Genomic DNA, 22,341 nt, shown 5'->3' with positions numbered 1-22,341 from the left:
GCTTAGTAGGAGTTGCCCCAATCAACACCCTGCCGGGGCGGGCCTACGGCCTCGTGGTCACTTCCACCTACCCGGGTCTGTCAGGATGGAGACATGGGTCAGCCGGCGGATCGCGCATCTCGGGAAGCAGTGGAGCCGGAGCTCCCACCGGGGCAGCGACTCCAGCGGGGCTGGCCGGTCACGCACTACGGCCCGGTGCCGAAGTTCCGCCCGGAGCGCTGGGAGTTCAGGGTCTTCGGCGCCACCGCCGACGGGGACAAGCACTGCTGGACCCACGAGGAGTTCTCCGCACTTCCGTACGCCACCGTGGTCGGCGATCTGCACTGCGTCACGAAGTTCAGCATGCTGGGCGCCGAATGGGGCGGGGTGACCGCTCGTTCGCTGCTCGAGATCGCGCCCCCCGCGCCCGACGCCACGCACGTGATGGTCTGGGCCGAGTACGGCTTCAGCTCGAATCTGCGGATGGCCGACTTCATGGACGAGCGCACGATTTTCGCCACCCACAAAGGGGGCGAGCTGCTGACCGCGGAGCACGGTTTTCCGCTGCGGCTCGTGGTGCCGCACCTGTACGCCTGGAAGGGCCCGAAGTGGGTCCGCGGCGTCGAGTACATGACCGCCGACCGCCGCGGCTTCTGGGAGGAACGCGGCTATCACAACGTCGGTGACCCCTGGACCGAGCAGCGCTACTCGTACCAGGAAGAGCCCGGGGACGGCCCCGAGCTCTAGTTCCCGGCTCCGGCCCCTTCGGGCCGTTCTCGCAGGTCAGTGGTGGTACTGGTGCACCACGGCGTGGCCCTTGCCGCGGCCGATCATCCACTTGTTGACCGGTGTGGTGATCACGAACGCGGCGGCCAGCGCGATGGCGAGGATCCACCAGAACATGGGGTCCGACAGATGGGCGTCCATCGCGCCCGGCCAGAGCGCGATCACGCCGTTGTCGATGAGCTCCATCACCGCGATGGACAGGGTGTCCGCGGCGAGCGCGACCCGGAACGCCGTCCTGAAATCGACGCCCGCCGCGAGGATGCCGCGCAGCGTCAGGGCGTAGCCGAAGAAGAAGGCCAGGATGATCGCGAGGATCATCGTCTGCATGTTGCCCCAGCCGAGGGCGGTGCCGATGACCATGCCGAGGATCTCGCCGATGGCGCACCCGGTGAGGCAGTGCAGGGTCGCCCTGGCCGCCATCTGCCAGCTGACCTTGCCCGCGCCGTGCGGCTCGTGGGTGTGGTGCTCACCGTGGTCGTGACCGTGGTGCGCGTGCCCGGCGTGTGCGTCGTGCTGCATGAGATCCCCCAACGTCGGATAGCGGCTCCTGCCGTCTGACAGGAACCGTATACCCCTAGGGGGTATTCCTCAAGAGATCTCTGGGGGCTCTGGGGTGTCTAGTTGCTCCTGAGCTCCTTCAGGCGCGCCACGTCCGCCGCGTGCCCCTCCTTGCCGCCGGGCGTCTCGATGATCAGCGGTACGTTCTCGGTCGCCGGGTGGGCCATCAGCTCGCGGAAGGGCTCCTCGCCGATGTGACCGGTGCCGATGTTCTCGTGCCGGTCCTTGTGGGCGCCGACCACGTCCTTGGAGTCGTTGGCGTGCACCAGCTTCAGGCGGCCCTCGCCGACGGTGTCCACCAGGAGGTCGAGGGTCTGCTTCATGCCGCCGGGCCCGGCCAGATCGTGCCCCGCCGCGAAGATGTGGCAGGTGTCCAGGCAGACGCCCAGCTTCGGGTGGGCGTCGAGCGCCTCGAAGTACGGGCCGAAGTCCCAGGTGCGGGAGCAGAGCGAGAAGCCCTGGCCCGCGGTCGACTCCAGGAGGAGGAAGGGGTCGTCGTCGTGCGTCAGCTCGTCCAGGAGCGGCAGCATCCGCTCACGCACCTGCGCGAGGGCGACGGCGCGGTCCCGGCCGCCGGTCGCGGAGCCGGTGTGCACGACGACGCCGAGGGCGCCGATCTCGCGGCCGCGGCGCAGCGAGTGGCGCAGGGACTCCACGGACTTCTCGACGGTCGCCTCGGTGTGCGAGCCGAAGTTGATGAGATAGGGCGCGTGGACGTACGCGGGAATCCGCTCGGCGGCGCAGGCCGCACGGAATTCCTCGTCCTGCTTGGGATTGCCGATCGGCGTCGCCCAGCCGCGCGGATTGGCCACGAAGACCTGGACGGCCTCGGCGCCGAGCTCACGGGCGTACGAAAGTCCTACGGAGGCGAGTCCGCCGGCCACGGGGACATGGCCGCCGACGGGATTGCGGGACGGGACGCTGGGGGAGTCGTTGCTGCTCACCCGCTCCAGGATGGCACGCGCGCGGGGGCGCCTCGTCGGCGGATCCCGGCAAGGGCCCGAGTCGTACGTCCTCGGGCCCCCGGCCGGTGACTAGCGGATGGTGATGGTGATCTCCGAGCCCTTGGGCGCCCGGTCGCCGCCCTCCACGGACTGGCTCTCCACCTTGTCGCCGAAGATGCCGAGCAGACCGCGGTCCTCGTCGACCTGGAAGCCCGCGTCCTCCAGCTCCTGTGTGGCGTCGTCCACGCTCATGCCCTCGACGTCCGGGACCTCGATCATCTCGGGGCCCTTGGAGAGCGTCAGCGTGACCGTGTCACCCTCGGCGAGCCGCTTCTCGCCCTCCCGGGGGGACTGGTCGACGACAGTGCCCTTGTCCTCCTCGGAGTGAACCCGCTCGGTCTTGATCTTGACTTTGAGACCTGCCTCCTCCAGCTCGGAGGTGGCGTCTTCCCGGGAGTCACCGGTCACGTCGGGGACCTCGACCTCGCGGCCCTTGCTGACGACGAGCGTGATGGCGGAGCCCGCCTTGCGCTTGGTGCCCGTCTCCGGGTCCGTGCTGATCACGGAGCCCTTGCGGACCTCGTCGCTGAATGCCTTCTTCGTCATTCCGGGGGCGAGCCCGGCGTCCTTGAGCTTGTTCCTTGCCTCGGACAAGGGGCGGCCCTCGAGGTCGGGGACCTTCACGATCTCCGGGCCCCTGGAGATCGTCAGCGTCACGCTGCCGTTGTCACGGATGCGCTCGCCCGCCTTGGGGTCGGTGGCCATGACTGTGCCCCGCTTGTCCGTGTCGCTGTAGGCGCGCTTGATGTCCCCGACGTCGAGCCCGGTCTCGTCCAGGCGCTTCTTGGCCGCCGACTCGCTCTTCGCGAGGAGCGGCGGGACCTTCGTGAACTGGCCGGAGTTGATGTACCAGACGCCCGCGCCGATGCCGAGGGCGAGCAGGACGGCCGCGACGATCGCCAGGACCCCGCGGCGCGGGTTGGGGCGCCCTCTGCGGCCGGGGGCGGCGGGCGGCTCGGGGGGCGGCGTGGCCAGGATGCTCGTGCGGTTGAGCGCGTCCTGACGGCTCGGCTCGTCCTGACCGCCGTCCGCGGGGAGCGGCAGCTGTACGGCGCGTCCCGCGCGCGGGATCACGTTCGTACGGTCTTCGGAGTTGTCGTGCGGGTCGTGGTCCGCCGTGAGGGCCTGCGGAGGCACCGCGTCCAGCTGTTCCACGGAGAGCGCGGCCCGTGCCTGCCTGGCCTGCCCCAGGAGCGCCACCGCGTCGTGCGGGCGGACCTCGGGGTTGCGGGCGGTGGCGGAGGCCACCAGGTCGTCGAGTTCGACGGGCAGGCCGGGGACGGCCGCCGACGGGGGCGGCACGTCCTCGTGGAGGTGCTGGTAGAGCACCTGGGCGGGCGACTCACCGGAGTGCGGCTTGGCGCCGGTCAGCATTTCGTAGAGCACGACACCGCTGGCGTACACGTCCACGCGCGTGTCGGCCGTGCCGTGCTCTATCTGCTCGGGGGCGAGATAGGAGACGGTGCCCAGGATCGTGCCGGTCGTGTTCGTGACGGTGTCCACGGCCCGCACGAGACCGAAGTCGGCGACCTTCACCCGGCCGTCGTCCCCTATGAGGACGTTCTCCGGCTTCATGTCGCGGTGCACGAACCCCGCGCGGTGCGCGGCGCCGAGCGCGGCGAGGACCGGCTCCAGGATGTCGAGGGCCGCGCGCGGCTGGAGGGCGCCGCGCTCGCGGAGCACGTCACGCAGGGTGCACCCGGCCACGTACTCCATCGCCAGATAGACGTACGCCCCGTCGGCGCCCTGGTCGTACACCCCCACCACGTTCGGGTGGGAGAGCCGGGCGATCGACTTCGCCTCGCGGATGAAGCGGTCGACGAACGAGACGTCGGCGGCCAGCGTCGGGTGCATCACCTTGAGCGCGAGCACGCGGTCGAGGCGGGTGTCCACGGCCCGGTAGACCGTGGCCATCCCGCCGACCGCGATCCGCCCGTCCACGCGATAGCGGCCGTCGAGCACCTGCCCGACGAGCGGGTCCTGAAGGGTCGTGTCCACGGGGGGATTCTACGAGCCACCGCTGACACCGATGCCCGCCCGGGGAGGCCCGGGCCCCGACTGCAGCCGAGCTGTGACAGGCGCCGGAGATCAGAAGGCGGGCCGCTCCGGATCGAGCCGGGCCATCCCCTCCACGGGCGAAGAAGCCTCGGCGAAGTGCCTCCGGGGAATCCGCCCGGCCCGGTGCGCGAGCCGCCCCGCCTCGACGCCGTGCCGCATGGCCTCGGCCATGAGGACCGGCTCCTGCGCCCGTGTAACGGCGGAGGCGAGCATCACACCCGCGCACCCCAGCTCCATCGCGAGCGCCGCGTCGGACGCCGTGCCCGCCCCCGCGTCCAGGATCACCGGCACGCCCGCGCGCTCGACGATCAGCTGGAAGTTGTGCGGGTTGCGGATGCCGAGCCCGGAGCCGATGGGGGAGCCGAGCGGCATGATCGCCGCACAGCCCGCGTCCTCCAGCTTCCGGGCGAGCACCGGATCGTCGTTCGTGTACGGCAGGACCGTGAAACCGTCGTCGACCAGGGTCTCCGCGGCGTCGATGAGCTCGATCGGGTCGGGGAGCAGCGTGCGCTCGTCCGCGATGACCTCGAGCTTCACCAGATCGGTGCCGAGCGCCTCCCGTGCGAGCCGGGCGGTCAGGACCGCCTCGCCCGCGGTGAAGCAGCCCGCCGTGTTCGGCAGGACGCGGATGCCGAGCCGGTCGAGGACGGAGAGCACGGAGCCCTGCACGCCGGGATCCAGGCGGCGCATCGCGACCGTCGTCAGCTCCGTGCCGGAGGCGACGAGGGAGCGTTCGAGGATGTCCAGGCTCGGCGCACCGCCCGTACCCATGATCAGGCGCGAGGAAAGGGTGAGCCCGCCGATGACGAAGGGGTCGTCTGCCATGTCGGTTCAGCCTCCTTGGACGGCGGTGAGGACCTCGACGCGGTCCCCGTCGGCGAGCGGCGTTGCGGCCCACCGCGTGCGCGGTACGACCGTTTCGTTGAGGGCGGCGGCGACCCCGGAGGGGGCCGCGGTGAGGGTGGCCACGAGGGCTTCGAGCGTGGTGCCCGCGGCCACATCGCGTGCTTCTCCGTTGACGGAGACGGCTGTAACGGCTGGGAGAGTCATGCGGGCTGCTCCATGAAGCGCTGCGTGAGGGAGGCGTCGGCGAAGCGCAGCGGGGTGAATCCCCGCGCCTCGTCGGGCAGTTCACCGGTGGTCAGGGCGTGCGCCATCACGTCGCCGGTGACGGGCGTCAGAAGCACGCCGTTGCGGTAGTGGCCGGTGGCCAGCTGGAGGCCGGGGAGCGCGGTCGGGCCCAGCATCGGCGCGTTGTCGGGGGAGCCGGGGCGCAGGCCCGCGCGGGTCTCGGTCAGCGGCAGTTCCGTGATGCCCGGTACGAGTTCGTGGGCGTCCCGGAGCAGCTCGTACACGCCGCCCGCGGTGACCGTCGTGTCCCAGCCGAGCTCCTCGGTGGTCGCGCCCACGACGAGTTCGCCGTTCTCGCGGGGCACCAGGTAGACGCTGCTGCCGCGCACGACGGCGCGCACGGTGCGGCTCAGGAACGGCGCGTACCGCTGCGGCACGGCCAGCCGCAGCACCTGCCCCTTCACGGGGCGCACGGACGGCAGGACGCCCTCGGGGACCCCGGCCAGACGCCCGCTGAGACTGCCCCCGGCGAGCACGGTCTGACCGGCCTCCAGGGCGGTGCCGTCGGCGAGGACGACTCCGGTGGCCCGGTCCGCCGCGACCGCAAGGCGCTCCGCCCACACGCGGTGGAAGACCACGCCCGCCCGCTCGCAGGCCACCAGGAGTGCGGCGGCGAGCCTGCGCGGGTCGACCTGGTGATCGCCGTCGACGCGCAGGCCGCCCCGCACGCCGGGCGCGAGCATCGGCTCCAGGCGGCGGCACTCGCGCCCGCTCAGCCACTCCGACGTGAGCCCGGAGCGCTCCTGGAGGGCGTGCAGCTCACGCAGGTGGGCGCGGTCGTCCGAGTCGAGCGCGACGGCGAGCGTGCCGCACGCGCGGTAGCCCAGATCCCGGCCGCTCGCCTCGGCGAGCTCGGCCGCGAACTCCGGATAGCGCTGCGCGGAGGCCAGATTGAGGCCGAGGAGCGTCTGCTCCCCGTAGTGCAGCTCGGTGACGGCGGCCAGCATGCCCGCGGCTACCTGCGCCGCGCCGCCGCCCGGTTCGGGGTCGACGACCGCGGCGGACATGCCGAGCTGGGCCGCCCGCCAGGCCGTGACCAGGCCGATGATGCCGCCCCCCACGACCAGGACGTCGGTCGTCTTTTGGGGTGCTGTGGGTGAATGCATGGGCGTCCAGCCCCTCCCTTCGCCGGCATGACCCGGATCAGGTTCGTACGGTCGGAGGCCGTTCCAGCCTCCCTCTCAGCCCGGTGCGTCCGGGCTCCCGCGAGTGTCTGCACGGCAACCTTAGCCTTTGGCGCCCCGGCGCAGTAGGGCGGCTGTGCGCTCACGGACCGTGACGTTGTGTCAGAGATCTCCTCGCCGGGCCCTGAGATGCTTCCGCCCCACCGTCCTACAGTGATCGGGTGAGCGAGCAGCAGAGGCAGGACGAACGGCGCGTGGTCATCGTCGGCGCGGGGATGGCCGGGGTGCAGACCGCCGTGGCCCTGCGCGAGCAGGGATTCGCCGGTGCGGTCACCCTGATCGGCGCGGAACCCCACCAGCCGTACGACAGGCCGCCGCTGTCCAAGGCCGTGCTGCTCGGCAAGGCGGAGGGCTCCGCCTTCGACATCGACTTCGAGGCCCTGGGCATCGAGCTGAGCCTGGGCCACCGGGTCACGGGTATGCGCCCGGCGGACCACGCGCTGGACACCGCCTCGGGCCCGGTGCCCTACGACACCCTGGTCATCGCCACCGGCGCCGAGCCGGTCCTGCTGCCCGGTACGTCCGGAGTGCCGGGCGTCCATCTGCTGCGCACCCTCGACGACGCCGAGCGGCTGCGGCCCGTGCTCGCCGGGCAGCACCGCATCGTCGTCGTCGGCGCGGGCTGGATCGGCGCCGAGTTCGCGACCGCCGCGCGTGAGGCCGGCTGCTCGGTCACCGTCGTCGAAGCCGCCGGGCGGCCGCTCGCGGGGGCCCTGCCCGAGGAGGTCGCGGCGCCGATGACGTCCTGGTACGCCGACTCCGGGGCCGAACTGCGCGTCCACGCGCGCGTGGACCGCGTCGAGCCCGGCAGCGTCCTGCTCGCCGACGGCACCCGGCTGCCCGCGGACGCGGTCGTCGTCGGCATCGGCGCACGCCCCGCCACGGACTGGCTCGCGGACTCCGGCATCACCCTGGGCGCCCACCGCGAGATCGTCGCCGACGACCACCTGCGGACGTCGGAACCCGATGTGTACGCGGTCGGCGACTGCTCCTCCTTCCCTTCGGGAAGGTATGGCGAGCGCCTTCTCGTCCACCACTGGGACAACGCCCTGCAGGGCCCGCGCACGGTGGCGGCGAACATCATCGGCGAGACACCGTCGGCGTACGACCCCGTGCCGTACTTCTGGTCCGAGCAGTTCGGCCGCTTCGTCCAGTTCGCCGGTCATCACACCGCCGACGACGAGCTGGTGTGGCGCGGCGATCCGTCGGGCGCGGCCTGGAGCGTGTGCTGGCTGCGCGGGGGCGCCCTTGCGGCCGTTCTCGCGGTGGGCCGCCCCAGGGACCTGGCGCAGGGCCGCAAGCTGATCGAGGCGGGCGCACGCCTCGATCCCGGCCTGGTGGCGGACCCCGCGGTACCGCTGAAGAAGGCCGTGCTGCCGTAGGGCTTGCGTATCCGAGGGGGCGGCTGCCCGGCCGCTGTCGGTGCCCGGAGCTAGGCTTGTCCCCGTGACCGAGATTGACGCAAAGACCGATGCTCTCGTCCCCGAGTGGCTGCACCTTCCCGACATCGCAGAAATGCTGGACGTCGAGGTGACGCGTGTGCGCCAGCTGGTCAAGGAGGGCCAGCTGATCGCCGTACGCCGTGGTGAGAACCGCGCGCTCGCGGTGCCGGCCGCCTTCATCGACGGCGAGAAGATCGTCAAGGGCCTCACCGGCACCTTGACGCTCCTGAGGGACGACGGCTTCACCGACGAAGAGATGCTGGAGTGGCTCTTCACTCCCGACCCGACCCTGCCCGGCACCCCCGCGCAGGCCCTGAGCGAGAATCGCGGGACGGAGGTGAAGCGCCGCGCACAGGCGCTCGCCGTCTGACCGACACGGAAAACCGTTGCGTACGGGCCGTGTGTCCTCCGGGGCACACGGCCCGTAGGCCGCCGACGACCGGGGGGACCCACACATGGCCACCAAGCCTGCCCGCGAGCAGCTCGCCGACGCCCGCCTCTACCTGTGTGTGGACGCCCGCAAGCGCCAGGGAGACCTCCCCGAGTTCCTGGACGCCGTCCTCGGCGGCGGCGTCGACATCGTGCAGCTGCGGGACAAGGGCATGGAGGCGGCCGAGGAGCTCGAACACCTCCAGGTCTTCGCCGACGCCGCCCGCAGGCACGGCAAGCTCCTCGCGGTGAACGACCGCGCGGACGTCGCGCACGCCATCGGCGCCGACGTGCTGCACCTGGGCCAGGGCGACCTGCCCGTGCCCGCGGCCCGCCGCATCCTCGGCGACGACGTACTCATCGGCCGGTCCACGCACGCCGAAGCCGAGGCCGCCACCGCGGCGACGCAGGACGGCGTGGACTACTTCTGCACGGGCCCCTGCTGGCCCACCCCCACCAAGCCGGGCCGGTACGCCCCCGGACTCGACCTCGTCCGGTACGCGGCTTCTCTCGATTCCCTCGGCACTGACCGCCCCTGGTTCGCCATCGGCGGCATCGACGCCGGCAATCTCGACGAGGTGCTCGAAGCGGGCGCCCGCCGCGTCGTCGTCGTGCGGGCCATCACCGAGGCGGACGATCCGGCGGCCGCGGCGGCCGACTTCGCAAAGCGGCTGCGTACGGCCTGATCGTCGATCTTCGGCCAACCTTCGCGGAGGCTGTCCGCAGGGTGGACGGGGATTGGCCGGTAGCGGTGGCCCGTCGCTAACCTGCCCGTATGGCCCTAGGCACACCTTCCACCAGATCAGATCGCGCACGCACCGTGCGTGACATGCTCGCGACCGGCGAGACGACGTACTCCTTCGAGTTCTCGGCGCCGAAAACCCCGAAGGGCGAGCGGAACCTGTGGAACGCCCTGCGCCGGGTCGAGGCGGTGGCCCCCAGCTTCGTCTCCGTGACGTACGGAGCGGGCGGCTCGACGCGGGCGGGCACGGTCAAGGAGACGGAGCAGATCGTCGCCGACTCGACGCTCACGCCGGTCGCCCATCTGACGGCGGTCGACCACTCCGTGGCCGAGCTGCGCAACATCATCGGGCAGTACGCGGACGCCGGCATCAGGAACATGCTCGCGGTCCGCGGCGACCCGCCCGGCGACCCGCTCGCCGACTGGGTCAAGCACCCCGAGGGCCTGACGTACGCCGCTGAACTCGTCCGGCTGATCAAGGAGTCGGGCGACTTCTGCGTCGGCGTCGCGGCCTTCCCCGCGATGCACCCGCGCTCGGAGGACTGGGACATCGACGTCCGGCACTTCGTCGACAAGTGCCGGGCGGGCGCCGACTACGCGATCACACAGATGTTCTTCTATCCGGAGGAGTATCTGCGCCTTCGTGACCGGGTCGAGGCCGCGGGCTGCTCGACACCGATCATTCCGGAGATCATGCCGGTCACGAACGTGCGCATGCTCGAACGGCTGCCCCAGCTCAGCAACGCGTCCTTCCCGCCGGAGCTCAAAGAGCGCATCCTCACAGCCAAAGACGATCCGGCGGCTGTACGCTCCATTGGCATCGAGTTCGCGACGGAGTTCTGCGCGCGGTTGCTGGCCGAGGGTGTCCCGGGGCTGCACTTCATCACGCTCAACAACTCCACGGCGACTCTGGAAATCTACGAAAATCTGGGCCTGCATCACCCGCAGGCCTGACCGGCCGTACCCCGGAGGGCGGCGGCCGCGGGGAGAGGGGCGTACATGGGCTGGACGGTCCTCTACATCGCGTTCGGATGCGTCGCGCTGTGGCTGCTCGGCGAAGTGCTGTTGCAGTACAAGGCGCGGCTGCGCTGGCGGCTCCTCGCCTTCGGCGGCTTCCTCGGCGTGGTCATCGGCGTGCTGCTGCCCTCGGTGGTGGTCATCGGGATCGGCGCGATCGCCTTCGCCACGGGACAGACGTACGTGACACTGTCGTTCCGCCGCGGCTTCTCGACCGGCTGGGCGCTCGGCGGCCAGCCCGGTCTGAGCAAGCGCCGCAAGACGACGCAGCGGGGCGGCGAGGCCGCTCAGGAGCCGACGCTCCAGGTCTCCGACCTGGAGTACGAGTCGGCGGGCCCGGCCGGGCCGCCGCCCGAGACCCCTCCCGGCGGCGGGGTCTACGCGCCGGAGCCGATGCCCGACGACACCGGCCAGTACGGCGTCTACAGCGACGACGCGTACGCACAGCAGCAGTCGGCGCAGCAGTCGGGCCAGCAGTCCGGTCAGCAGGAGAACGCCTACGGCTACGACACGTACGCGGCGGCGGGCTATGACCCCCAGCAGCCGTACGCGTACGGCGAGACGGGCCAGCAGCAGTACGCCGCGTACTCCGACCCGTACATCGGGACGCAGACCTACGGCGGGCAGCCCAGCTACGACACCTACGGCGACCAGCAGCAGTACGCGTCCTACGGCGCCGCCGATCCGTACGGCACGGGGGCGGGGACGTACAACGACACCCCGCCCGGCGGGGTCTGGGTGCCGCAGCAGCGCAGCGCCGAGGACCCGTACGGACAGTACGGCCAGTACGGCGGTGAACTCCCGCCGGAGCAGCCCTACCCCTACCAGGGCGAGCAGACCCAGGGGAACGGCTACGACGCGGGCTACAACGAGCAGTACCGCTACTGAGGCCGGGGGCCCGCGGGTCCGTTCACCGCGCGCCCCTCACTGCGAGCCCCGGAACTCCGGTCCCTCCACGATCAGCCCGGCGACCAGCGTGCCCGACATGCCCGCGTGCGCCAGTCCGCCGCCGGGGTGCGCCCAGCCGCCGGCCGCGAAGAGCCCCGGCAGGCCCGTGTTGTTGGCCGGGTGGAGCAGCCGCCCCTCGCCCGCCGCGAGGGACGGGGGCGGGACCGCGCCGCCGTCGGCGCCGGTGGCCTGGGCGATGTCGGCGGGGGTGTGGACCTCGTGCCACAGCAGGCGCTCCCGCAGCCGGGGGACCACCGACCCGGCACGGTCGATGAGCCGCTCCACATCCGCCGCGGTGACCTCCGCGTGCGCGGGCACCGTGGCCGTCAGCGTGAGCGCCTCGTGCTCGGCGTCGGGCGTGAGCGCCGGGTCGGCCGGGCGCAGCACCGTGAGGGTGGGGGCCAGGGGCAGTCCGGGGCGGTCGCCGAAGACCCGGTCGAGCTCGTCCCGGCGGTCGGACGTGTGCAGCACCGTGCGGTGCGGTGTGCCGTCGGGCCGGGCGCCGCGCAGGGCGAGGAAGATCATGAGGCGGCTCGGCAGCCCCGAGCGGGCCTGCACCTCACCCTCCGCCCGTATGTTCACACCGGAGGTGCCGGACATGCCGCCCGCACCGGACAGCAGGCCGTCGAGCGCGCCGGGCGCTACTCCGGCGACCACGAAGTCCGCCTCCCGCACCGTCCCGTCCGCGAGCTCGACGCCCGCCGCGCGGCCGTCCTTCTCGATGATCCGGTCGACGGGGGAGTCGAACGCGAACTCGACCCGCCGGGCGAGGCACCGTTCGTACACGGCACGGGCGAGCGCGCGCATGCCGCCGCGCACGGACCACGCGCCGAAGGTGTGCTCCATGTAGGGCAGGACGGCGGCGCTCGCCGGGGTCGTACGGGGATCGAGTCCCCACGCGAGGGCGTACTGCTCGAGGAGCGCGAGGAGGCGTGCGTCGCCGCCCAGTTCGAGCTCGCCGACTCCGGTGAGGGTGGTCGCGCGCACCTCGCGCCGCAGGAGACGCTTGCGCGGCACCGAGGGGTAGGGCTCGCGCTCGGCGAGAACCTGCCAGTTCGGCCAGAGGGGCTCTTCCAGGAGGGGGCGCCGGGTGCGGTCCCACGCCTCACGGGCGCGGTTCATGTACGCCGACCAGCGCGTGCCCGCCTCGCCGCCGAGCGCCGCGTCCAGGGCCTCGCCGACGCCCGCGCGCGAGGCGTTCGGCAGGTCGACCGCCGTGCCGTCCGCGAAGACGTGCCGCACGGCGGGCTCGACCTGGGACAGCTCGACGCACCGCTCCAGCGGTTCCTTGCCCGTCTTGACGAAGAGGTCGCGATAGACGGCGGGGAGATGCAGGAGACCGGGGCCCGTGTCGAAGGAGAAGCCCTCACGCCCGACGCTGCCGAGCGCGCCGCCGTACGAACCCGACCGCTCGTGCACCACCACCCGGTGGCCCGCGACGGCCAGCCGGGCAGCGGCCGCCATCGCGCCCATCCCCGCGCCGATCACCACAATCCGTGCCATGCCAGGGACTTTATCGGCCACCACTGACAGTCACGCCGGGAGCCCTCAGTCCGGCGGCCGTCCCGCCTGCGCCGCGAGGTGTTTCTCCTCGCGCCGCTGTGCCCTGCGCCGCAGGAACCGCCGGATCCGCGAGACCAGGAAGTACACCGCGATCAGGCCGAGCACGAGCAGCACGGCCGCGATGATCGCCGCGGCCTCCGGATAGAACATCGCGAAGGTGACGATCCCGCCGACGCCCAGATCCTCCGCCGTGCTCACGATCATGTTGCTGAACGGCTCCGGCGACGAGTTGATCGCCATCCTCGTCCCGGCCTTCACGAAGTGGCTCGCCAGCGCCGTCGAACCGCCCACCGCGCCCGCCGCCAGATCGGGCAGCGAGCCGCTCTGGCCCGCGAGCAGCGCGCCCACCACCGCACCGGAGACCGGCCGGATCACGGTGTGCACCGTGTCCCACACCGAGTCGACGTAAGGAATCTTGTCGGCGACGGCCTCGCAGGCGAAGAGGATCCCGGCGGCGATCAGCACATCAGGACGTTGCAGCGACTCGGGGACCTCGTCGGAGATCCCGGTCGCGCCGAAGACACCGAGCAGCAGGACCACGGCGTACGCGTTGATCCCGCTCGCCCAGCCGCTGGTGAAGACCAGGGGGAGTACGGACACGGACGCGATCGTAACCAGTCGGGAACGTCCCGGCCCGGGGATGAGTGCCCGGGGCTGAGTATCCGTACCTAGTGGTGGAGATGAGTAGGAGCGCGGATGGGTCCCGACCTGCGAAGACGGAAGAGTGAGGGACACGGAGAAGGGCGCGGCGCCCGTACCGCCGACACGGGGCGGCGGAACGGCGCGGCGCCCTTGGCCGCTCCTCCCACCTCGCCGAAGGTGGGAGCGAGACACGGGGAGACGGGCGACCGTCCGGGGATGACCGCCCGGAGGGCCGAACGGGGGAAACACGGGGGAGTACGGGGGAACACGGGGGAACGGGAGAAGCGCCGGTCCGGCGCCGCCTGGAGATCAGGCGGCACCGGACCGGCGCTTCCTCGTGCACGGGGCTCGGCGAGCCGCTCCGGAGCGGCTCAGTGCCCTCCGCTCACCCGGCCCTGCAACAGTCGCGAGAGCGCCGAGTGCACGTCGTCCAGGGAGCGCTCCGGCTGGAAGGCCTGCCAGTCGAGCGCCGCCACCAGGACCATCCCGACGAGCGCGGCGGCCGTCAGGGGGATGTCGATCTCCTCGCTGAGTTCGCCGTTCTCGACGCCCGCGCGCAGGACGTCCTCGACGACGGCCACCGCCTGCTGCCTGACCACCATCAGGGTGGACTGCCAGGCGCGGTTCGTGCGCCACAGTTCGGCGACGTACAGCTGGGTGAAGGCCGGGTAGCGGTCGATGAAGACCAGGCCCGCCCGGATCATCGCGTCGAGCGCGTCGACCTGCCGGCCACCGCCCCCCGCCGCTTTCTCGGCCGCTTCTTTCAAAGAAGCGGTGAGCAGCCCGACGCCGTGCCGCAGGAGCTCTTCGAAGAGGACCGACTTGCTCGCGAAGTTGTAGTAGACCGTGCCCTTCGCGACCCCGGCCCGCTCGGCGATCTCGTCGACCGTCGTGGCCGAGAAGCCCTGCTCCGCGATGAGCGTGACGGCCGCTTCGTAGAGCTTCTGCCGGGTGGCCTCTCGCCGGGTGCTGGTTGCGCTGCTGTCCATGGGCCCGATTCTCACAGGTCTTGGCGCCCGTACAGGCGCGGATGCGGGTCTCACAGGCTCAGCTCCGGGTGCAGCCGGTCCAGGGTCCACACCTGCTTGCGGCGCGCGGAGAGCGCGGTGAGCGCCAGGGCGCCCGCGGTGAACGCCGTGAGGACCACGCAGGCCTGCCACACCGGGCCGAGCCCGCCGCCCGTGATGAGCCTGCGCAGGGCGTCGACGACGTAACTCATCGGCAGGAAGGGGTGGATCGCGCCGAAGAAGGACGGACTCGTCTGGACGGGGTACGTGCCGCCCGCCGAGGTCAGCTGGAGCATCAGGACCGCGAGGACGAGAATCCGCCCCGCCGCCCCGAAGCGCGCGTTCAGCCACTGCACGATCGCCGCGAAGCAGCACGTCACCAGGCAGAGGAAGCCCACCGTCCCGGCCGCCCGCGCCATTTGCAGGCCGAGGCCCCAGTGCAGGACCGACATCAGGGCGGCCGTCTGGAGCACGCCGAGAGCGGCGACCGGCAGCCAGCCCGCGAACGCGATCCGCCAGGCGGAGGCGCCCGCGGCGAGCGCGCGCCGGTTGAGCGGCTGGATCAGCATGTACGCCACCATCGCGCCGACCCACAGGGACAGCGGGATGAAGTACGGGGCGAAGCCCGTGCCGTAGTTGGGCGCCTTGTGCATCGACTGGGAGGCGAGCTGGACCGGGTCGGCCATGACGTCGGTGCGCTGGTCGCGGTCCTTCTTGTCGTAGTCGGGGATCTTCTTGACGCCGTCGTGCAGGCCGCCGGAGAGCTTCCCGGAGCCGTCGGCCAGCTTGAACATGCCGCCCTTGAGGTCGCTGGCGCCCGTCTCCAGCTTGCCGATGCCCGTGTCGAGGTCGGTGGCGCCGGTCTTGGCGGTGCCCAGGCCGGTGTGCAGCTTCTTGGCGCCCTTGGCGACCTTCCCCGCGCCCGTGTTGAGGTCGTTGATCTGGGTGACGGCCTTGTCCAGGTCCTCGTCGAGGTGCGGTGCGCGTTCGGCGAGCTCTCGTGACTTCTTCTGCAGCGTGGCCAGGTGCTTGTCGAGCTTCTCGACGTCGCTGTTCTGGTCCTCGACCACGGTGTTCATGTCGTCCGCGACGGTCGACACGTTCTCGGCGGCCGTCTTGGCCTCCTTGAGCTTCGGGCAGGCCGGGTCGGGCACCGGGGAGTCCACGCAGCGCTCGGTGTAGAGGCCGCCGATGGTCTCGGAGCCCTTCTTGGCGCCGTCGGCCGCCACGGGGGCGAGCTTGACCCAGGTGTCCAGGTGCCCGCGCAGGGCCTTGGAGGAGTCGGCGACCAGCCGGGCGGTGTCCCCGATCGTCTTGCCGTTGTCCTTCAGGAAGGGCCGCACCTCGTCCGCGGTGCCGTTGACCTTGTCGGCCAGCTTCTGGGTGCCGTCCGAGACCTTCTTCGACCCGCTCTCCAGGTCACCGGCGCCCTTGTCGAGCTTCTTGATGCCGCCGGCCAGATCGCCGCTGCCGTCCTTGGCGTCCTTCAGGCCGGTCGCGAGCTTCTTGGAGCCCTTCTCGGCCTCGCCGATGCCGCTGTCGAGCTTGTCGGCGCCCTTGGCCGCCTTCTCGGTCGCCCCGTGGATGTCGGAGAACGAGATGAAGATCTTGTCCAGGAAGGAGCGCGACGCCTTGGTGGAGGCCGCCGTGCGCACCTCGGAGAAGACCGTGCGGGAGATCTGCCCGACGATGTAGTTGTTGGCGTCGTTCGTACGGACCTGCAGAGCGCTCGTCTCCGGAGAGTCCCCCGAACTCGACGCCACGCGCTTGCTGAAGTCCGACGGCATCGTCAGGGACAGGTAGTAGGTCCCGTCCTCGACGCCCTTGCGTGCCTCGGCGGAACTCACCTCGTGCCAGTCGAAGGTCTTGCTGTCCTCCAGGCCGTCCACGATGCCGTCGCCCACCGCGAGCTTCTTGCCCGCGGCCGTGGCTCCCTTGTCGTCGTTGACGAGCGCCACGGGTATCCGGTCGAGACGGCCGTACGGGTCCCAGAACGAGCACAGGTACAGCGCGCCGTACAGCAGGGGAAGCAGCAGGAGTGCGACGAGCGCCGCGCGCGGCAGCTTCCCCCTGCCGAAGCGCCTGAGCTCAAGCGCGGCCAGCTTCGGCGAGCGCATCCGCCGTCTCCTTGTCGTCGTTGTTGTTGTCGGCGGTGGCATCGGCGTCGGCGTCGTCTTCGGGGGCGGCCGGAGCCTCTGCGGTCTTGCGTTCCGTGGACACGGTGACCGCGTCATCGGGCGCTTCGTTGCATACGGCGACGACGGTGATGCCGCTCTCGGTGAGGGACCGCAACAGGTTCCAGGCCTCGTCCCGTTCGGCGTCCGACAGCTTGAGGTCGACGTCGTCGACGCCGAGCAGCAGGGGCCGCCCGATCAGGGCCAGGGCCACCGAGAGGCGCAGCACCTCGAGGCGTTCCAGATCGCGTACGGAGGTCCGCCGTCCCTTGGGCAGCGACTCCGTGTCGAGCCCGGCGTCGCTCAGCGCGGCGTCGATCCGCAGCCGCGCCTCGGCGGCACGCTCGGCGCGCGGCTTCAGCAGGGCCCGCAGCGAGCCCCCGAACCGCCGCTGCAGGAGCGCCCGTTCGCGCAGATGCTCGGCGACGGTCAGCGCCGGGTCGAGGTCCGTCACGCCGGGCACGGGCCCGAGGGCGCTGATCCGCCGGACCGCCGCGAGCTGTTTGGGCAGCCGGAAGCCGCCCACGCGGGCCTCGCCCTCCGTGGGGCGCATCCGTCCGGTGAGCGCGAGCAGCAGACAGGTCCGGCCCGACCCCGACGGCCCCTCGACCGCGATCAGTGACCCGGGTCCCGCCTCGACGCCGACCTCGCGGAACGCCCAGCCCCGCGGCCCCTTGAGCCCGAACCCCTGCGCTGTGACGGCGGCTCCCCGCGCGCCGTCGTTCGGCCCGTCCACAGTTCCCCCTCGCGTTCTCATCGTGCACCCACTTTTGAACTGACTGGTCAGTGCAAAAACTAACGCGAACCCGCGATCGGGGCAAAGCCGCAGGTCAGAGCCGATTGTCAGTGGCGTACTACACGATGTGCACATACGGCCACATAGCCGTTACGCGACGACAGGAGGTTCGTCATGGCCAGCACTTCCGCAGCAGCCGCACGTCGGCACCGCCCCGTCGGCCCTGCCCCCTCACTGACCGGCCCCGCGAGCGACGTGCACCCCGTCCTGCGCCGGGCCACGGCCCCGCCCGCCGCACTCGAACTGCTCGCCCAGGCCCGCGCCGGCATCGACGAGGCCGCGCACCTGGAGACTCCGAACGAGCGCTATGCCACCGCCCACCTCGCGGCCCTGCGCACCGCCGCCGCCGTCCTCGCCGCCCGCGGCCGCCCCGAAGAGACCCCGCGACGCAGGCAGCGCATCCGCAGCGCCTGGGAAGTGCTCCCCGAGATAGCGCCCGAACTGACCGAATGGAGCGCCCTGTTCGCCTCCGGCGCGCCGCGCAGGGCCCGCGCGGAGGCCGGCATACGGGGCGCGGCCAGCAACCGCGACGCGGACGACCTGCTGCGTGACGTGGCGATGTTCTTACGCCTCGTCGAGCGGATGCTCGTCCTACAACCCGTGCTGCCCCAGCCCCGGCAGGAGCCGTCGGACGCGAGCCGCGACGGGTGACGGGAGGCGTCGGGAGACGGCGGGAGGGGTGACCGGGCAGTCGGCCGAAGGCAATAGGGTGGGGGCGCCCGCTCCCTCCTCGCCGCCGTACAGGCCGGCGGAGGGAACCCCCTAGCTCCGCCGCGGAAGTGCGGCGGACGCGCCGAGGAGTCAACTGCCGTGTCGGACCCGATGCGCCCCCGCGCTTCTCTCCGTACCGCCGTGGTCTGGGAGGTCCTCAAGGACGCCCTCGACCGCCGGGTCAAGGTCACGGGCCGGGAGTCCCCATCCCTCGACGTGCTCGACACCGGCGGCGGCAGCGGCAACTTCGCCGTGCCCGTCGCGCGCCTCGGCCACCGCGTCACCGTAGTCGACCCCAGCCCGAACGCCCTCTTCGCGCTGGAGCGCCGGGCGGCCGAGGCGGGCGTCGCCGACCGCGTGCGCGGAGTCCAGGGCGACGTGCACGGCCTCTTCGACGTCGTGGAGCGGGCCGGATTCGACGCCGTCCTGTGCCACGGCGTCCTGGAGTACGTGGACGACCCCGCCGAGGGCGTGCGCAACGCGGTCGGCGCGCTGCGCCCCTCCGGCACCCTCAGCCTGCTCGCGGCCGGGCTCGGCGGAGCCGTGCTCGCCAGGGCGCTCGCGGGGCACTTCACGGAGGCCAGGCAGGCCCTCGACGACCCGCAGGGACGCTGGGGCGAGGGCGACCCCGTACCGCGGCGTTTCACCGCCGACCAGCTCACCGAGCTGGTCGAGGGCACGGGCGTCCGGGTCGACGCGGTGCACGGGGTGCGGGTCTTCGCCGACCTCGTTCCGGGCGTCCTCGTGGACACCGAACCGGGTGCTCTGGAGGCGCTCCTCAAGCTGGAGGCGGCCGCCGCCGAGCTCGCCGCCTTCCACTCCGTGGCCACCCAGTTGCATGTGCTGGGTGAGACCAGGGATGCCGAAGAGGGCTGACATCCGCCCTGGCTGCCCCGCTGATCAGCAGCGCAGCCGCACATGGAGTACGGCACATACCCCCCGAACGGGCTATGGGCGCCGTATGATCGAGGCAGACCGTCCGGCATGCCGGGTCGGCCGCTGGGGAATGCACGCTTCAGCGAGCCGGAGCGGCAGGGCGGTCCGGTTTGGCGAAGTTGGCGCAGAGGGGCGGGTTTCACGGGGGCGATTCCCTGCCTATCCTGAAGGGGACCCCCGGTCGCCCCGGCGACTGCACGATGAGGAGGACTCCGTGCCGCTCTCGGAGCACGAGCAGCGCATGCTCGAGCAAATGGAGCGAGCGCTGTACGCCGAAGATCCCAAGTTCGCGACAGCGCTCGAGGGAAGCGGGCTGCGTACGTACACCCGGCGACGGGTCTACCAAGCGGTCGCGGGCTTCCTTGTGGGTATCGCCCTTCTCATGGCCGGAATGGTCGCCCAGCAGATCTGGGTGAGCGTGGTGGGATTCCTCGTCATGCTGGGATGTGCGGTGCTCGCCGTCACCGGATGGCGCAAAGCGCCCAAGCCAGGTGAACAGCCGGCTTCCGGTACGCCAGCGGCTCCGGGCACCGCCCAGGCCCGTCGGCAGACCCGGCAGCGGAAGTCGATGATGGACCGGATCGAGCAGCGTTGGCAGCGCCGCCGCGACGAACAGGGCCAGTGAGCTTCCAGCTCTTCAGCAACACCCCAGCCGTCGGCCTCACCGAGGTCGACGGCTGACACGCGTAAGGGGTGGCATGCGTAAGGCGCCACACGCGTAAGGGGTGACCGCCTGAGCGGTCACCCCTTACGCATGTCCTCGCCCCCCCGGCCGGGGGGCCGAGGCTCAGCCCTCCTGCTGCGGTGACGTCCCCGACGGCTTCCGCAGGGCCGCCCACCGTCCGGCGAGCCACTCGGACGACCGCTCCTTGAGCGCCGTCCAGCGGTCCGAGACCGCCCACACCACCCGAGCGGCCGAACGAGGCGCGAGCGTTGCCCGCAGCCGGGCCGGACGGCTCGCCGTGGCCCACAGACCGTCGGACACCCGGCGCACGTCGTCGGTCAGACCGGCCGTCGGCTGCGGCCGTGGCGCGTAGAGCACCTGCTCGACCGCGGCGGCAAGACGCTGGACGGATTCCGCGGGCGCCGCCGGAAGCTGCCCGATGCGGACGATCCGGGCCGCCGCCTTGCGCGGCGTCTGCGACTCGTCCGGCGTGATCCCGTGGTCCCAGGCCGTATCCGTCACTTCGAGCCAGGCGGCAAGGGTCCGCGCGGCCGCGTCGGCCTCGGTGCGGCCGGGGGAACCCAGGCGCACGGCACGGATCCGCTTGCGCCACAGCATCGGCAGCAAGGGCACGCCGATGATCACGAGCGCCCCCAGGGCCACCAGCATGATCATGCCGAGCGGGAACCCGTCGTCACCCGAACCGCCCGCGATCGCCGGGGCCGAGCTCGCGCAGCCGCCCTGCTTCTGCTGGTCGGGCGGGCAGCTCGTGGAGGCCGATGGCTCGTCGGAAGGAGCCGAAGAGGAACTCGGCTCGGGCACCGCGGGGTCGCTCGCACCGTCCGACGGAGTGTCCGGGCGGGTGTACTCGGGCACCGTGCCGCGGTTCGGGGTCGGCTCGAAGCGGGTCCAGCCCACGCCCTCGAAGTACAGCTCGGGCCAGGCGTGCGCGTCCCGCAGACCGACCGACATGGAACCGTCGGCCTGCGCGGCACCGGGCGTGAAGCCCACCGCGACGCGCGCCGGGATGTCCAGCGTCCGCGCCATCGAGGCCATGGCGAACGAGAAGTGCACGCAGAAGCCCTCCTTCTGCTGGAGGAAGCGCGCGATCGCCGCCGGGCCGCTGCCCGCCCGTACCTGCGTGTTGTACGTGAAGCCGCCCTCGGAGGCGAAGTAGTCCTGGAGCTTGACGGCCTTCTCGTAGTCGTTCGCCGTGCCCTTGGTGATCCGGCGGGCCTCCGTGGCCACCACGGACGGCAGGGTGTCGGGCACCTTCGTGAACTCGTCCGCGAGCTGCTTGGGCGGCTCGGAAGCGTTCGCGAGCTGCTCCGCCGTCGGCTGCACGACGAGGCTCTTGACCTCGTACTGCGCGCCGCGCGTGGTCTGGCCGCGGTCACCGACCAGGGCGCGCCCCACCGGCTCGTAACGCCAGCGGCCGTTGATCTTCACCTCGCTCGCCGGGTAGGGCATCGGCAGCCAGTTCTGGGCGTAGCTGTCGGCGGCGGAGATGTTCGTCTGGATCTCGCTGCGGGGGACGTCGGGGTAGAGCCCCGGCGGGTCATCAAGGCGCGATGGCACGTCCTCGATGCTCCGGACGGTGGTCTTCCAGGCCGTCCCGTCGAACTGGTCGAGGGAGACGATCCGCAGATAGAGGTTCGCGGTGTCCTTGGCGTTGGTCTTGTACGAGATGACCTCGCGGTCGTCCGGTTCGTTCAGGCTGTCCTGGAGCGCGACCAGCGGATTCACCGCGGAGATCGTGCCGCCACCGCCGGAACCCGACCCCCCGGCACCGCCGGAGCCGTCCAGGAGCCCGCCGTCCAGGGCGGGCAGCGCGAGCGGCACCACCAGGGCGATGCCGAGAGCGACCGCGCCGATGCGGCGCCCCGTGCGGACCGGCGCGATCGCACCGCTGTCGGTCTCGAGGCCCCCCGAGATCCGGCCGGGAGCGCGCGCCGCGCCCCCGAAGACCCGCCCCCACTGGGAGAGCCGGTCCCGCCCCTCCGCCAGAAGCAGCAGCAGATACCCGGCGGCCGCGAGCAGGAACCACAGCCACCCCGCCCCGTCCCCGGAGAGTCCCGCGGCGACGGAGTACAGCGCGAGCAGCGGAAGACCCGCGGGCGCCGCCGTACGGAACGTCACCGCGAGGGCGTCCACCGCGAGGCCGATCACCAGGACGCCGCCGACCAGCATCAGGCGGATGCCGTCGCTGAGCGGCGCCGGTATCGCGTACTGCCCGACGTCGTTGCCGCCCGCCTCCAGGAGCAGCCCGAACTCCCGGATCACGTCGGGTCCCGGAATCACCCCGCCGATCGCCTGCTCACGGGCGAACACCAGGGTCAGCAGAAGGAGCGTCACCAGGGCCTGCACCGCGACCGTCACCGGCCGGGCCAGCGGGACCCGCCGGGTGAGCGCGCCCACGCCGCTCTGCAGCGCGAGCAGGATCGCCGCCTGGACGAACCACGTCGCCGGATCGACGAGCGGCAGCAGCGCCCCCGACGCCATCAGCGTCGCCGCCGTGGCACAGAGCGCGAGTCGCGCGCGCCCACTCATGAACGTCCCCCTGTTGTCGT

The 22,341-nt window shown here is 71.8% G+C and carries 21 protein-coding genes and 1 riboswitch; of the genes, 9 read left to right on the top strand and 12 right to left on the bottom strand.

Features of this window, described 5'->3' with window-relative positions:
- Positions 1–93: 93 nt before the first annotated feature.
- On the top strand, positions 94–726 hold the full coding sequence (locus ABZ906_RS15090; protein WP_361188892.1) for a sulfite oxidase-like oxidoreductase: 633 nt from the start codon (positions 94–96) through the stop codon (positions 724–726).
- 36 nt (positions 727–762) lie between these two features.
- Here the strand turns inward: ABZ906_RS15090 and ABZ906_RS15085 are convergent, their stop codons facing one another.
- From ABZ906_RS15085 to thiO, 6 genes are all read right to left on the bottom strand, one after another.
- The gene (locus tag ABZ906_RS15085) at positions 763–1,284 is read right to left on the bottom strand and encodes a DUF4396 domain-containing protein (protein WP_361188889.1); all 522 of its coding nucleotides are present in this window, start codon (positions 1,282–1,284) and stop codon (positions 763–765) included.
- A 98-nt stretch (positions 1,285–1,382) separates the two neighbouring features.
- Positions 1,383–2,267: a deoxyribonuclease IV gene (locus tag ABZ906_RS15080; RefSeq protein WP_361382054.1), complete on the bottom strand. Its 885-nt coding sequence runs from the start codon at positions 2,265–2,267 to the stop codon at positions 1,383–1,385.
- A gap of 90 nt (positions 2,268–2,357) precedes the next feature.
- Positions 2,358–4,325 carry a Stk1 family PASTA domain-containing Ser/Thr kinase gene (gene pknB / locus ABZ906_RS15075; RefSeq protein WP_361382051.1) on the bottom strand — a complete coding sequence of 656 codons (1,968 nt, stop codon included), beginning with the start codon at positions 4,323–4,325 and terminating at the stop codon, positions 2,358–2,360.
- Between the two features lie 90 nt (positions 4,326–4,415).
- Positions 4,416–5,210, bottom strand: coding sequence for a thiazole synthase (locus ABZ906_RS15070; protein ID WP_361188884.1), 795 nt, complete (start codon positions 5,208–5,210; stop codon positions 4,416–4,418).
- Positions 5,211–5,216: 6 nt separating this feature from the next.
- Complete coding sequence (gene thiS, locus ABZ906_RS15065; RefSeq protein ID WP_361188881.1) at positions 5,217–5,435, bottom strand: sulfur carrier protein ThiS; 219 nt, start codon at positions 5,433–5,435, stop codon at positions 5,217–5,219.
- Positions 5,432–6,622 carry a glycine oxidase ThiO gene (gene thiO, locus ABZ906_RS15060; RefSeq protein WP_361382049.1) on the bottom strand — a complete coding sequence of 397 codons (1,191 nt, stop codon included), beginning with the start codon at positions 6,620–6,622 and terminating at the stop codon, positions 5,432–5,434. The genes thiS and thiO overlap by 4 nt, the downstream gene beginning before the upstream one ends.
- Positions 6,620–6,733: riboswitch (TPP riboswitch) on the bottom strand. Its footprint overlaps the gene before it by 3 nt.
- A gap of 182 nt (positions 6,734–6,915) precedes the next feature.
- On the opposite strand from thiO, the gene ABZ906_RS15055 reads away from it, so the two are divergent.
- The 5 genes from ABZ906_RS15055 to ABZ906_RS15035 all read left to right on the top strand — a co-directional run bounded on the left by ABZ906_RS15055 (position 6,916) and on the right by ABZ906_RS15035 (position 11,218).
- Positions 6,916–8,082, top strand: a complete 1,167-nt coding sequence (locus ABZ906_RS15055; RefSeq protein ID WP_361383176.1) for an FAD-dependent oxidoreductase — start codon at positions 6,916–6,918, stop codon at positions 8,080–8,082.
- Between the two features lie 64 nt (positions 8,083–8,146).
- Positions 8,147–8,512 carry an Rv2175c family DNA-binding protein gene (locus ABZ906_RS15050; protein WP_361188876.1) on the top strand — a complete coding sequence of 122 codons (366 nt, stop codon included), beginning with the start codon at positions 8,147–8,149 and terminating at the stop codon, positions 8,510–8,512.
- An 85-nt stretch (positions 8,513–8,597) separates the two neighbouring features.
- Positions 8,598–9,257 carry a thiamine phosphate synthase gene (thiE, locus tag ABZ906_RS15045; RefSeq protein ID WP_361382046.1) on the top strand — a complete coding sequence of 220 codons (660 nt, stop codon included), beginning with the start codon at positions 8,598–8,600 and terminating at the stop codon, positions 9,255–9,257.
- Positions 9,258–9,346: 89 nt separating this feature from the next.
- Entirely contained in the window at positions 9,347–10,267 is a 921-nt protein-coding gene (gene metF / locus ABZ906_RS15040; RefSeq protein ID WP_361188871.1) for a methylenetetrahydrofolate reductase [NAD(P)H], read from the top strand.
- A 45-nt stretch (positions 10,268–10,312) separates the two neighbouring features.
- On the top strand, positions 10,313–11,218 hold the full coding sequence (locus ABZ906_RS15035) for a hypothetical protein (RefSeq protein ID WP_361382043.1): 906 nt from the start codon (positions 10,313–10,315) through the stop codon (positions 11,216–11,218).
- A gap of 36 nt (positions 11,219–11,254) precedes the next feature.
- Here the strand turns inward: ABZ906_RS15035 and ABZ906_RS15030 are convergent, their stop codons facing one another.
- The 5 genes from ABZ906_RS15030 to ABZ906_RS15010 form a co-directional block, all read right to left on the bottom strand.
- Complete coding sequence (locus tag ABZ906_RS15030; RefSeq protein ID WP_361382040.1) at positions 11,255–12,781, bottom strand: NAD(P)/FAD-dependent oxidoreductase; 1,527 nt, start codon at positions 12,779–12,781, stop codon at positions 11,255–11,257.
- Positions 12,782–12,826: 45 nt separating this feature from the next.
- Positions 12,827–13,441 (bottom strand): DUF4126 domain-containing protein, encoded by a 615-nt coding sequence (locus ABZ906_RS15025; RefSeq protein ID WP_361382037.1) that lies wholly within the window; start codon positions 13,439–13,441, stop codon positions 12,827–12,829.
- Positions 13,442–13,854: 413 nt separating this feature from the next.
- Positions 13,855–14,472 carry a TetR/AcrR family transcriptional regulator gene (locus ABZ906_RS15020; protein ID WP_361382034.1) on the bottom strand — a complete coding sequence of 206 codons (618 nt, stop codon included), beginning with the start codon at positions 14,470–14,472 and terminating at the stop codon, positions 13,855–13,857.
- Positions 14,473–14,522: 50 nt separating this feature from the next.
- Positions 14,523–16,607, bottom strand: a complete 2,085-nt coding sequence (locus ABZ906_RS15015) for a YhgE/Pip domain-containing protein (protein ID WP_361382031.1) — start codon at positions 16,605–16,607, stop codon at positions 14,523–14,525.
- Entirely contained in the window at positions 16,579–17,400 is an 822-nt protein-coding gene (locus ABZ906_RS15010) for an ATP-binding cassette domain-containing protein (RefSeq protein ID WP_361382028.1), read from the bottom strand. Before ABZ906_RS15010 ends, ABZ906_RS15015 begins: the two co-directional genes overlap by 29 nt.
- Before the next feature lie 174 nt (positions 17,401–17,574).
- On the opposite strand from ABZ906_RS15010, the gene ABZ906_RS15005 reads away from it, so the two are divergent.
- The 3 genes from ABZ906_RS15005 to ABZ906_RS14995 all read left to right on the top strand — a co-directional run bounded on the left by ABZ906_RS15005 (position 17,575) and on the right by ABZ906_RS14995 (position 19,732).
- A complete protein-coding gene (locus tag ABZ906_RS15005; RefSeq protein WP_361188854.1) occupies positions 17,575–18,111 on the top strand; it encodes an SAV_6107 family HEPN domain-containing protein in 537 nt (178 codons plus the stop codon).
- A 159-nt stretch (positions 18,112–18,270) separates the two neighbouring features.
- The gene (locus ABZ906_RS15000) at positions 18,271–19,047 is read left to right on the top strand and encodes a methyltransferase (protein ID WP_361382025.1); all 777 of its coding nucleotides are present in this window, start codon (positions 18,271–18,273) and stop codon (positions 19,045–19,047) included.
- 274 nt (positions 19,048–19,321) lie between these two features.
- Positions 19,322–19,732, top strand: coding sequence for a DUF3040 domain-containing protein (locus ABZ906_RS14995; RefSeq protein ID WP_361188850.1), 411 nt, complete (start codon positions 19,322–19,324; stop codon positions 19,730–19,732).
- 162 nt (positions 19,733–19,894) lie between these two features.
- Here the strand turns inward: ABZ906_RS14995 and ABZ906_RS14990 are convergent, their stop codons facing one another.
- On the bottom strand, positions 19,895–22,321 hold the full coding sequence (locus tag ABZ906_RS14990; RefSeq protein WP_361382022.1) for a DUF3488 and transglutaminase-like domain-containing protein: 2,427 nt from the start codon (positions 22,319–22,321) through the stop codon (positions 19,895–19,897).
- Positions 22,322–22,341: the final 20 nt, after the last annotated feature.

This window comes from Streptomyces sp. NPDC046925 (genome assembly GCF_040644915.1).
GTDB lineage: Bacteria > Actinomycetota > Actinomycetes > Streptomycetales > Streptomycetaceae > Streptomyces.
Note: the sequence above shows the minus strand (reverse complement) of the source record. Positions and strands in the feature narration are given on the sequence as shown.